We start from the raw sequence: 12,660 nt of genomic DNA, 5'->3' as shown, positions 1-12,660 counted from the left end.
CTCTTCAGGTCATAAGAATATGAAAAAATTGTTGTTCAGTATCCACGATGTGACGCCACACCATTTTGATAGGCTGCTGGAAATCGATACATTTTTGCAGCAGACCAACGTCGGGCATAATTACGCGATGTTGGTGGTTCCGAATTTTTGGGGTGAATGGCCGCTGGAGAAACACCCTGAATTTTGTGAATGGTTGAGGCAAAAATCAGACAGTGGTGTTGAGATGATCCTGCACGGTTTTTTCCACAAAGACGATTGCCAGCATCATAATCATATTGATCGCCTTAAGGCCAAAAAACTCACAGCTGGGGAGGGGGAGTTCCTTGGCCTGTCTGCTTCAGAGGCGACCGAGCGGGTGCAGGCAGGCCTGAAATGCCTTGAAGGCGTCCTTGGCCACGAAGTTTCCGGCTTTATTGCTCCAGCGTGGCTGTATGGAGAGGCCGCGCTGAATGTATTGCACGAGCAAGGATTTAAATTTGCCGAAGATCATTGGTGTCTCTGGTCTCCGGACACAGGTAAAGAGCTGCTTAAAAACTCGCCGGTGATTTCATATGCCAGCAGAAGTGTGCCAAGGATCATCAGTTCACTTATTTGGTCTAAACTTGCCACAAAACTACTTGCACCTATGGACGTCATCCGGATGGCTTTGCATCCTCACGACTTTGACAAAAAGGTCCTTGTGAACGAATTTGATCGAGCTCTCAATGCACTGCTGAAACATCGTACTCCGATGACTTACGCGGCGCTTTTAAACCCAAATGATGTGGGTTGACCTCCGTGCAGTACGTATCTGGTATCCGCCGGGGTTGCCAATCTTTGTTGCGGACTGGGTATTGGATATGCATATGGAACTGGTTTTTGGGAACATTTCTATTGGTGGCGTAACCCTAAAGGAGGGTGTGCATCGCCGAGCCTCCGGGTGACCGGGCGATGCACCTGCGCTATGGTCGACTGTTTGCGCATGGCCAGATAGAGCGCGACGATGCCGCGGCACCAGTCCTCATATTGGTGCCAGCTGGCCCGGTAGGCGTGTTTGGTATTCTCAGAGCGCGCCATCGAGGAGAGTTCGCGCACGCGGGCATAGACTTCATTGAGGTCGCTGGGGTGTGGGAGGCCATAGTCAGGGGCGCACCCGGCACACAAAACCTAGTGTTCGACATTTCCGGAGTGGTGGTGCCGGAGGCAACGGCAAAAGCGCTTGATACCGATGATGCCCAGATCGCAAAGTTTGTAGCACTAATGCGTAAGATCGGGCTCGATCGTTTCGTGCTCGGGAGTGACTGGCCGGCAATCGGCCGTATTGCGCCCTATTTTTCACTGATGCGGGAGACGCTGCCGGTCACTGATGCCGAATGGTCCCAATTGTGCGGTAATGTTGCCCCCTACATTGCAGCATCAAAGGTAAAATAAACGAACAAAGGGCGGGCTGTTCCGGTCGCGGGCGGCCGGAACAGCTACGCAACAAGTCCCAGTACAATCATCCTACCGTTTTTTCTTTTAGCAGAGAGGCCTGTAGGGCGGGAAGATCCTCTATCAGGTCAAATTTGACTGCTGCCGGTGATGTCGTGTGGCTAGCGTTCGTTTCTCAGGAGAGCAAATGGCCGACCGGTCATTGTCTCGCATCGGTTACTTTCCTAGGCATTTAGAACAGGCAACGTGACATGTTAGTATGTCGTACGAAAACTAATCAGATCAAAGTGTCCCCGTTTCAAACGAAAGTAGAAGCAATTAGTCCGCATTGACTGTGCAATCCAGTTGCTCTGATCACATGCTCAGTTTCCGTTGAAACCGATACATTGAACACCCCTAGAGTTTCCAGCCATTTCTGAGAACTCTTGTGAATTTCCAGCTTTTTCTGAGAACTCTCATTCCTTTGAGAGTGTCGGTTTTCACGGAAACCGAGAATATTTTCAGGTGCGTGAGAAATTTCACTCGAACATCGGCTGATATCTGTGATCCCCGCGATGTTGCAGCTTGGTTTCTGTCCGCGCCCGGCCAGGAGGGGACCTTTAAAAAGCGTCAAGGCAAAGATGGATTGCGGCTTTTTTGATATGCGGGGCGGCTTCTTATACGCTCTACATAGGCCGCTACTCTTTTGCTCGGGGCCTTCAGCCAGCCAAATTGAACGGCCATATCCAGAATTCCACCAAACACGACATCAGCAGCGGTAAATCCGCGCCCCAATACCCAATCCGTTTCTGGTGTCATCGCTTCGATCGTCGCAAGACATCGCTTCAGGTCGCCAAACCCCGCTGACTTTGCTGGATAGTCCTGTATTCCCAGCGAAGCGACTGTAAACATTGGTTCCAGCGTTGTGCCGGGTACAAACAGGTACCGATAGTATTTACCGCGCTCGGCAGTGCCCAAAGCAGGGGCGAGACCCTTTTCGGGAAATTTGTCTGCAATATATGCGCATATTGCTGCGGTCTCGGTCACAACGACATCGCCGTCCACCAGAGCGGGTATCTTACCCATGGGGTTGATGGCCCGATAGTCCGGGGTGTCGGTATCACCATTGGCGAGATCGACCACTATTTGTTCATGGACAACATCAGCCTCCAGCAACATCCAGTGTGTTGTGATCGCCCGGCTCATAGGGTTGAAATAGTGTTTCATAGCAAACTCCTTCTGCTCGTTTGCTTGAAACCTAATGGCTGGGACTGACAAAAACTGTCAGCATTTTAGTCTGGTGAACCAAAATGTCAGCTTTGGGTCGCCTCGGCCAGTCGCGGCTGCAACTGGTCGAGGCGAAACGTTTTTTCGGACCCCTTCGCTGGCGCACAGGTGTGATGCTGCCTGCAGCGCAGGTTTAATATTCGGCTGGTGCCTCTTTTGCGAAAGGCAGGCCGCTGAACTTGACCGTGGTCAGAGCACCAGCGTCATTCAGAACAGGCTGCAGGTAATTCGAGCCGGGCAGTTCCGGGTTTTCAGTATCATGGACCTTGAGGCAGCTTTCACGGGTGACGGTGACCTTAGACGTGTTGACGCCAAGGGTTGCAGTGAAGCCATCTTCGACTTTTGCAATTGTCAGGGGGAAGAGACCCGGAAGGGTATAATTGCCGGGCAGGTCGGCGAGGGCTGCTTCTGAAAATGCGGGGCATGCTTTCTGCTGCTGGTTCTCATCGACGTGATAAACGGCATACAGTTTTTCAGACCAGTCCTCGGCAGGGTTATCGAGCAGGATATCCAGCACCGTATACATCAAGGCATGGCGGTATTCGATATGGTCCGCATTGATGAAGGCATACACGCCGGCCTTTTTGCCGGGAATGATGGCATTGATAGCGGACATGCCGTCGATACTGCCGGTGTGCATCACAATTTTCTCGCCCTTGTAGTCGTAGACAAACCACGCAAGGCCGTACGAGAAGTAAGAATGGTCAAGCGTCGCCGCAGCAGGGTAGATCGCACTCGGGTCCATCAACATTTGCGGCGCGAACATCTCGCTCATCGCAGCTTCAGACACCAGGCGTTTGTCGCCGACCATGCCGCCGTTCGCGAGGAAGCGAAGCCATTTTGACATGTCGGATGGTGTTGAATTGATCATGCCCGCAGACTGGCTGAATTCGATATAAGGGTATTCAATTTGATAGAATTGCCCGTCGATATACCGGTGGGCTTCCGCGCGGTTTTTGCGCGCTTTCACATCCGCGTCCAGTAGCAGGGTTTCCGTCATCCCGAGCGGGTCGAGGATGCGTTCTTTGACGAATTCATGAAAGGGTTTGCCTGAGACCTTTTCAACCACAAGGCCAGAGAGCGCAAAGATGGTGTTGTTATAGTCCCACGCTTGGCGAAAACTGGTTTGCTGCGGGTTATTCGGCAGCATTTCCCATGCTTCAGGCAGGCTCTCGCTCAAGAACACGTTGATATTGCTGAGTTGGGAGACCCCACTTCGGTGGCTCAGGACATCGCGGATGGTCAGGTTTTTTTCCACATAGTCTTCATTCAGGTCCAGTTCCGGGACGTGTTTGATCACCGGGTCATCCCACTTGACTTTGCCGTCATCCGCCAGCATGGCCAGCGCCATGGAGGCAAAAGCCTTGGTAGTGGAGCCGGCTTGGAAGAGCGTGTGCTCATCAACTTGATTATTGTTGAGAACCGATTTGATGCCGTAGCCGCGACTGAGCAGAATTTCTCCGTCCTCGACGATGGCAAGCCCAAGGCCCGGCGCATGCCATTTTTCCATCGCGGTTTTGACAGCACTGTCAAAACCTTCTGGCAGGTCAACTGCGAGTGCAGCGGGCGCTGTCGCGGCAATACCAAGTGCCAAACAGACGATTTTTTTCATGGATAGGCCTCCCTTCAGGCAAAAATCAGGTGAACGCAGCATGTCTGCTTTGTCCGATAAAATTCATGATGGTGTAGCCGAATGCACCTTATAGGTTTTTCGGTGAAAACACGGCCTTCGAACTGTTTGCCGCAGCCATGGCAGCTAAGGCTGGCAAGCTCATAACACGGGCGTTTGATGCGATAAATTCGGGCAAACCATCACCACCATTTATCCTGTTTTTTATTCCTGTTCTGAATGATTCGATCCTATAGCCGCCTTAATGGTAATTTCAAGCATTTTTTAACAGTGTTAATTTATATTATTCATCAAATAAAACCGTATTACTCTATTTTTTGCATTAAAATATAATTTAAACAGCCTGAAGTCGGTTAAGGGCAGCATAAGGCACCTTTCCCGGGCGAGGGGGCATCCGGAACCCCTCATAAGGGGCCGAGAAAGGCCAGACTGCCAGTCATGGTCATTACGGCTTGTCCGCCAGCCGGTCTGCCAGGGGTTCCAGATGCCACGCCCGTGTCAATGAGGGGCATAAGGGTGCTAGCCAGAAGGATGATGGGCAGCAAGCGCTGGACCAAAACCGTTATGCTGGTTCTTGAGGACGGGAAGCAGCATCACATACCAGCCGATGAAGTAGCAGTTCCCCGTTTGCGCTCATGGGACAGATTACCGGTTTTCCCTGGACCTGAGTGCATACCCAAAATTGGCATTCACGCCATATTCTTCGCTCGGCTGCTTCCAGAAAGTCTTTCGACTATTTGTAATAAATGCTTTCCGTGATGCCTTCGCGGTGGCACAGCTCAGCTATGCTGCTTTCACCGCGCAAACAATCAAGCACAGTGCGGATATTCTCCTCCGCGCTATATTGCTTGCGGGCCTTGCGGCGAATGTCTTTGAGCAACTTCTCTTAGACACCTGGGAGCTATTCATGAGAAAGTTCCATACGCTGGCTGGTCGGACAAGCCAAGCAGGCAGAGGAACCCGTCTTACGTCAATAGCTTGTCTGTTAGTTCGACCTTGGGAGATAAAACAAGAAGCTCAAACGAACAAATGCGAGATCAGGACGTATAGTTGAAACCTATCAAGTGTATTGCATGTAACTGCAGTACAAAGAGCCAGACTGCGACAACCAGGAGAGTGCAATACCCCCGCCACACCGGCCCCCATACTCCTTCACGCCACATTGAAATAACAGACCATGTGGGGACAACTGAGAATACCGCCGCAAACACGGATATTCCCAAAGCAGCGACTGCCATTGGTGAGGGAAATTCCTGCAAGAGTTCACCCCGCTGTATGGTACCCAGGATTGCAAGACCCAAGGTAACCGGGAAAGCTACCCATAAGAGCAGGCTGGCCAGGATGCGGCGGCGTGCCTTCTTAACCGTCAGGGGATCATCTTTCGCAATACGGCGCATGGACCGTACCAGCAAGACAAGAGCACCGATGAACAAAAACACGAAAGTGGCGACAATCAATATCAGTCGGTTTTCAGGAGCTTGATACCAAGAGACCTTGTCATAGGAGCGAAGTGCCTTCAGGTAAATTACGTCACCGGCGTCATTCTCAACGAACTCATAATAATCTTCTTTATCCACCGCCCGAAACAGGTTTGGCTTCACTTCGGCAGCCTTCACTGGACCGCTATCAAGGTGCAAAATCAGGTAACCGTCTTCATCTGAGGTTACTTTTGATGACCCCATAAAGAGTGAATTCAGGACTTCAATGGAGCTATAGTTACGACGCGTGTTTTGGTAGTATCCAACATATTTGTCGGCTCTGCTAGCAAAGTCTGCCGCAGGTGAAATGGGCTCTGGCGTTACTGTTTTATCACCAAACAATCGGGTTACGATTGCTTCTTCCATATGCTTGTATAGCTTTGCACCAGTTGTTGTGTTTGTTGACATCAAAAAGCCGAACTGCAACTCAGGATACCAGCCCATCTGGGAATGGAAGTGAATCGTTCCACCATTATGACCAATGCGGTTATGTGCGCCTATCTTCCTGTGTTGGAAAAAACCGTGATAGTTATTCACGGTGCCACTGGCATTCAAAGGTGTCAGCGCAGAGTGCATAGTCGCGCATGTTTCAGGCTTCATAAGGCGTACCTCACCCAAAGTACACCCCAACATATGAGCCAATAGGAATTTTGCCATATCGGTCGCTGTTGACGAGATCGCACCCGCCGGGCCAACGCCTGAGATAAGCGTAAACTTGTTATTCTGTCGAATGCCGTCTTCATCGGCGACGAAGCCCTTGCTGACGCGTGACAGTAAGTCCGGATCAATCCGACCGGGAGATCTCTCAAGCAACGGCTCTCGGAAAGTGCTGTCATTCATTCCTAACGGTTTGAAAATGTTGTCTTCGATATAATTTTCATAAGGCATGCCACTGACGTTGGCGATGATTTGCCCGGCCAAAGCCGTTGCGTAATTTGAATAGGCAAAAACCTGACCTGCGGGCCGCACCCGCTTTGGCTGATATCTGATCAGGTAGTCCTTCAAAGGCAATACCTTGCCTGGATCAACCTCAAATAGATGGCCAAGGCCTTCATCTTCAAAGCCCGGCGTATGCGCAAGCAAATGTTTCAACCGAATAGGGGCGCCAAAAGCCTCCGTTATCTTCACGTCCACAAGATAGTCGTTCACATCGGCGTCAAGGCTGACTTTGCCCTGTTCGACCAACTGCATGATGGCAGTCCAAGTGAATGTCTTGGAAATCGACCCCCACCGAAACAACGTGTCCCTAGCTGTGACCTTTATGCCATTTTCCGTGTCTGCATCCCCAAACCCCTTAGCATAAATCATCTCTCCGTCGCGAACGAGTGCGATGGTGGCGCCCACCACTTTGAATTCCTCCATTTTCTCCCGCATCTCGCGTTCAATAAAGGCTTCAAGCGGCTCATCAGCGGTCGCAACTGGCTGATCGTTTACATCCTGCGCAGATGCCATCCCAATCATCAAAGAGGCAGCCAACACAACGGCCGCAGAGACAAACCTCCGTACCCCCGGAAACACCATTATTCTATTCGCCATATTTATCCTCCCCATCTTTAGGCCGATGTCGTCGGCGGCCTAATGGTGTTGTCCTGGCAGGTTTCGTAAATATCTTTATTTATCGTTCTCTAGTTGTTCAAAGGTCTTGTTGCCAATCGGATATTGCTGCCAACCATCAAAGTCAAAGTGCCACCACTCATATTCATATACCTTGAAACCATCGCGTTCCATCTCCTGCTTCAGCAGATCTCGGTGCCAGCGCTGCAGTGAGGTACCCCCCGGATAATGGGGATAAGAGCGCTCCGACATTTCGTCATACAGACCAACCATTTCTATGGGTTGGCCTGTTTCCAGATCATACAGGGTGATATCGATCGCACAGCCCCGGTTGTGGCGGGAGCCATGTGCCGGGTTGGCGACGAATATTTTCTTGTCCTCCGGGGTTGCGTCCCAGAAAACCTTGGTCACATACCAAGGCCTGTAGGCATCATGGATCAGAAGACCATAGCCCAGCTTTGCAAATCGCTTGCTGATGCGTCCCAGTGCCAGAGCCGCCTTGCGCTGCATATATGCCTTTGATTGCGAATACACTGGTGTGGCCAAAAAGTTATTGTCCGACGCATACCGGATATCGAGCTTTATGTTGTCGGCAAACTTTGTCACATCAACCAAATCGCTTTCCACGAATTCGCCGTCCTCGACAGGCGGTTTAGCCTTTAGTGCGTCTGCTAACAGTTCATCAACAGGCCGCTGTGGGTCGATCTGAAACACACCGTTGCTTACGCCGGCATTGGATCTGCGTTCGAATATAATTCCGCCCAGGTCAGCAGATTCCACAAGGTTATTTTCCGAAGAACGGTGGAACCGAAGCTCTTCATTGGGGTACAAACCATAAGCGGGGAACTTGAACACATCCTCGTTCACTCTCTCCAGCGGATATTCGGTACCCCATTCGATGAGCGCATGAAGCTTGCCATATTTTTCACTGATATAGAGAATGTTATGGTCTTCGCCGTATTCCCCGAAGTAAGGCGCAAATGCAGCCGTATCATAATTGGGTTTAGCGGAAGGATAGCGCTGATAAACTTCGCCAAAAGCCTCAATTTTCTGCGGCGTTATCTTCACGCTGTTATCATACGACATCAGGCCATCAATTACGATTCCGTTCCTGCCCTGCATCAGTTGCAGTGCCAAGCCTCCGGCGCGTTCGAAATAGAGGTTTCCATGCCGTTCCCGAATGGCAGCGCGATTGGTGTTGCTTTGATATTCGCCCACAAGCGCATCTGCGACTTCGGGGCCAATGGCGCGGGTAACCTCAAATGAGGGAGCAGGTTCACCTTTCTGCATGGCCAAAGCATAGCTCAAGGCATAATCAGCAATTCTTTTTACCGCGCCACTCGTAAAATCCATGTTAGTGGAGGCCACAACGCCGAGCTTGCTTTGTGGCAATAATCTCAGTTGGGAAGAAAATCCATATATGGCGCCACCATGACCGACTGATTTCTCGCCATGAAAGGTTTCCACGACAAATCCGATGCCGAATTCGCGACTTCTAGCACTGTGAATGCCGCTTGCTGGCGTCCACATCTGCTGCAATGTGTTTGCTTTGAGAATTCTACCCGCCGCACCTTGGCCGTTATTAAGCAACGCCCAAACGAATTTGCCAAGATCGTCCATTGATGCATACAAGTTGCCTGCGGGGGAAATGCCGAGCGAGAAGTTCGGAGCAGGGAAAGGGCGGTCATGATACCGCCGCATATAGGCTTCCGGCATTCTCGCATTCAGCGCATCCGACTGGTCAAAACTGCCTTCCACGCCAAGTGGTTGTAGAATCCGGGTCTGGATAACCTCATTAAACGGCTGACCGCGCATAACTTCGACGATACGGCCAACAACTGTTACAGCAGCATTTGAATATTGTACCTTTGTGGCTGGTTCATAAACCAGTTTCGTATCATTCAAGCTTTCAACCACATCGGCAACCGAAGGCTCATTCGCATCAAAATAGTTACCGATTGGGGGTTCCCTTACCAAGCCGGATCGGTGAGACATCAGCGCCTCAACGGTAATGTCCGAGTTGAAGGGGTTGTCGGGTGCAAATGTAGGCAGATAAAGCGAAACGGGCGCATTAAGATCAACAATGCCCTCTTCTACCAGTTGCATCAAAGCAATGTCGGTAAACAGTTTCGAAATAGAGCCAACACGATAAATCGTGGAGCGGCCAATATCGCCGACAGTGTCTTTTGTGCTTGAACCATAGCCCCCAGACCAAACAGGGCCGTCTTTGCCAATAATCTGGATGGAAAAAGCAGGCAGTTCTTTTTGATCAACATACTGGTTGATAGTTTTATCAAGCGCGGAAAACTCTGAACTGGCAGTGGCCATTTGGGCCAAACCTATAAGGGCCAATAAGAAGATACCCTGTTTGATACTGAACCTCACTGCGTTCCTCCCGTATTCACTCTGCGGAAAAGTCGGCGCTGTTTCCGCTTCAATGATGCTGTATATAAAGCGCCCCATCCTCAGCTCGCCTTTCCGATCAGAGGTGAACTTGCAGCAGCATTCGTTGAGCTACCTATTCGTGGAAAGTTCGCTAAGCCGCAAAATGGTAGATCACATCATTTTTATATTGTACAGCCAGATTGTTAAAATATGTCATTTTTGACGACTATTTAAACTAAAAAATTAAAATACGGCTGCTTAAATATAATTTTATGGCTGTTTTATTTTTCTCTGATGTCTCAGGGCCGCCTCATCGGTATTGAAGGGGAATGGAATAATATATTCTGTTATATATTATGTCTTTAATGGATATATCGCTCTCTTTTCTATCTATATATGTTGCCTTCTGATAAATTATAATATTTTATTCCACCCGAGAGGTGCTGTCATTTGATTCAGGGCAGCCACATCAGCAGAAAGGCACGATGACAATGGTTCAGAGGCGAGATTTTCTGAAAGCGGCGGGATTGGCTGCGGTGGCCGCGGTGGCAAGTAATACGGTTGGCGCGCAGGCGAAGCAGCCAGCGTCCAAACCATCCGTTCTGAAACCGAAACGCCTGAAGCGCGGGGACACGGTCGCCATTGTCGCGCCTTCCGGCGTCACGTGGGAGAAGTTCACGCTACAGCTTTCCATTGAATCGCTCGCTGTGCTGGGCCTCAAGGCCAAGGTGTTCCCGCACGCTATGGACCGGCATGGCTATCTGGCGGGCACAGACGCTGACCGCGCCGCGGATTTGATGGCAGCATTCAAAGACCCTGACGTGGACGGCATCTTTTGCCTGCGCGGGGGGTGGGGCGCGGCGCGGCTGTTGCCGATGCTGGACTATGACATCATCCGCGCAAACCCGAAGGTGCTGATCGGCTATAGCGATATCACCGCACTTCACACTGCCTTCGCGGCCAAAGTGGGCATGGTCAGCTATCTGGGCCCTAACGCCGGGTCATCATGGTATGAGTTCGAGGCCGAGATGATGACCAAGCTGCTGGTTGACGGCAAAAAGCTTGAGTACCGCACGGAGCCGAAAAACGACGGCACGCTTGTGGCGCGCAAGAACCGTAGCCAGACTATTGTAAGCGGTACGGCGGAGGGCTGGCTTGCAGGCGGTAACCTCACCGTGTTTGTCTCCCTCATGGGATCACCCTATTTCCCGACTCTTGACGGCGCGATCCTGTGTATTGAAGACATCGGCGAGAAGATCTACCGCGTGGACCGCATGATCACACAGCTTGCGCTGGGCGGATGCCTTAAGGGTCTGAAGGGCATTGTGCTTGGCGGCTTTACCGACTGCGGGCCGGATGAGAGCGAACCCTATGGCGGCTTCACCCTTGGCGAAGTGTTCGAACAGCATTTTGGCGGTCTCGGCATTCCGGTCTGGTCTGGCGCGCAGTTCGGCCATATCAGGGACAATGCCACCTTGCCGCTTGGTGCACGCGCGCGTATTGACGGCGGCAATCGCACGCTTACCTTGCTTGAAAGCGCTGTCGCCTGAGCGGCAGCGCCTTTGTTTGAAGGGGCCTAGTAGCCGATGGCAGCGCCGTCCTTGCGCATTTCGCTTGCGCCCCAATAGACGCCGGTTTCGGGGTCACGGTAGATGGCCTGATAGCCACCAAACGGGCCGGAGGTGATGCGAATTTTATGGCCCTTGGCCTGAAGCGCTGCCACCACGTCTGGCCGCATGCCGCTTTCAAGTTCAAGCGTGCCGCCGTCTTTCATACGCGCTTCCCATGTGGGCTCGGTAGACCCGTCATGGTGGAAGCGGGCAGCGTCACCGGCGTCCTGTACTGTCAGGCCGAAGTCCACCATATTGACCACGATTTGTGCGTGGCCTTGCGGCTGCATGGCACCGCCCATCAGGCCAAAGCTCATGAGCGGCACACCGTCCTTGGTCATGAAAGCTGGAATGATAGTGTGGAACGGGCGCTTGCCCGGCGCATAAACGTTGGCGTGGCCCTCCGTTAGCGCAAACTGCGCACCTCGGTCCTGAAACATGAAGCCAAGACCATCCGGTGACAGGCCGGAACCCATGCCGCGGTAGTTGCTTTGGATGAGGGAGACCATCATGCCGTTCTCATCCGCCACGGTCATATAGATGGTGTCACCTTTCCTCAGTTTCGGGTCGCCGTGGTCAACCTCCGCCATCGCTTTGTCGGGGTTGATCAGCTTGCGGCGCTCCGCGGCATAGTCTTTCGACAAGAGGCCATCAAGCGGAATGTCGGTGAAGTCGGGGTCGGCATAGAATTTGGCGCGGTCCTCGAACGCCAGTTTCTTGGCTTCGACCATCAGGTGCAGGGCTTCAGCCGAGTTCTGGCCGAGGGAGGCGAGGTCATAGCCTTCAAGGATATTCAGCATCTGAAGGGCGGCGATGCCTTGCCCGTTTGGCGGCAGTTCCCAGATGTCATAGCCGCGGTAGTTCACCGACACCGGTTCAATCCAGTCGCTATGATGGGCTTCAAAATCCGCTTTACGGAGCGGCCCGCCAATGCGCTTGAAATAGGCGTCCATCACACCTGCGATCTCGCCCTTATAGAAGGCGTCACGCCCGCCCTTGGCGAGCTTCTCGTATGTGTTCGCAAGCGCCGGGTTCTTGAAGACGTCGCCTTCCGCCGGGGCTTCACCATCCACAAGGTAAACCTTGCGGTAGTTGTCGATCTCCTCAATCACGCCGTCGGCATGCAGTTTCTCAAACGCCATTTGGCTGCGGCCCATATAATAGGCAATCACCTGCGTGACCGGGAAACCCTCGCGCGCATAAGCAATCGCGGGCGCGAGGTTCTCTGCCATATCAAGCTTGCCGAACTTCTCATGCAGGCTGAACCAGCCGTCCACCGCACCCGGCACGGTCACGGAAAGGCTGCCCCAGTTGGGGATGATGTCGG

The 12,660-nt window shown here is 52.1% G+C and carries 8 protein-coding genes and 1 pseudogene; 3 read left to right on the top strand and 6 right to left on the bottom strand.

Features of this window, described 5'->3' with window-relative positions; all coding sequences use genetic code 11:
- The first annotated feature begins 19 nt into the window (after nt 1-19).
- Both ACN0VM_RS11250 and ACN0VM_RS11245 read left to right on the top strand, forming a co-directional pair.
- Complete coding sequence (locus tag ACN0VM_RS11250; protein ID WP_417450981.1) at nt 20-772, top strand: DUF2334 domain-containing protein; 753 nt, start codon at nt 20-22, stop codon at nt 770-772.
- 158 nt (nt 773-930) lie between these two features.
- Entirely contained in the window at nt 931-1,410 is a 480-nt protein-coding gene (locus tag ACN0VM_RS11245) for a hypothetical protein (protein ID WP_417450980.1), read from the top strand.
- A 609-nt stretch (nt 1,411-2,019) separates the two neighbouring features.
- On the opposite strand, the gene ACN0VM_RS11240 is transcribed toward ACN0VM_RS11245, so the two are convergent.
- From ACN0VM_RS11240 to ACN0VM_RS11220, 5 genes and pseudogenes are all read right to left on the bottom strand, one after another.
- The gene (locus ACN0VM_RS11240) at nt 2,020-2,616 is read right to left on the bottom strand and encodes a glutathione S-transferase family protein (protein ID WP_417450979.1); all 597 of its coding nucleotides are present in this window, start codon (nt 2,614-2,616) and stop codon (nt 2,020-2,022) included.
- Nucleotides 2,617-2,809: 193 nt separating this feature from the next.
- Nucleotides 2,810-4,288, bottom strand: a complete 1,479-nt coding sequence (locus ACN0VM_RS11235) for a serine hydrolase domain-containing protein (protein WP_417450978.1) — start codon at nt 4,286-4,288, stop codon at nt 2,810-2,812.
- Nucleotides 4,289-5,042: 754 nt separating this feature from the next.
- A pseudogene (locus ACN0VM_RS11230) lies at nt 5,043-5,186 on the bottom strand (IS3 family transposase); the annotation flags it as partial.
- 157 nt (nt 5,187-5,343) lie between these two features.
- On the bottom strand, nt 5,344-7,320 hold the full coding sequence (locus ACN0VM_RS11225; RefSeq protein WP_417450977.1) for a serine hydrolase domain-containing protein: 1,977 nt from the start codon (nt 7,318-7,320) through the stop codon (nt 5,344-5,346).
- A gap of 75 nt (nt 7,321-7,395) precedes the next feature.
- Entirely contained in the window at nt 7,396-9,666 is a 2,271-nt protein-coding gene (locus ACN0VM_RS11220) for a serine hydrolase (protein WP_417450976.1), read from the bottom strand.
- 542 nt (nt 9,667-10,208) lie between these two features.
- Here ACN0VM_RS11220 and ACN0VM_RS11215 point away from each other — a divergent pair.
- A complete protein-coding gene (locus ACN0VM_RS11215; protein WP_417450975.1) occupies nt 10,209-11,273 on the top strand; it encodes a S66 peptidase family protein in 1,065 nt (354 codons plus the stop codon).
- A gap of 26 nt (nt 11,274-11,299) precedes the next feature.
- Here the strand turns inward: ACN0VM_RS11215 and ACN0VM_RS11210 are convergent.
- A partial coding sequence (locus tag ACN0VM_RS11210; RefSeq protein WP_417450974.1) for a gamma-glutamyltransferase family protein occupies nt 11,300-12,660 on the bottom strand: 1,361 nt, incomplete at its 5' end.

The sequence above is a fragment of the Kordiimonas sp. genome (assembly GCF_048260245.1).
GTDB lineage: Bacteria > Pseudomonadota > Alphaproteobacteria > Sphingomonadales > Kordiimonadaceae > Kordiimonas.
Note: the sequence above shows the minus strand (reverse complement) of the source record. Positions and strands in the feature narration are given on the sequence as shown.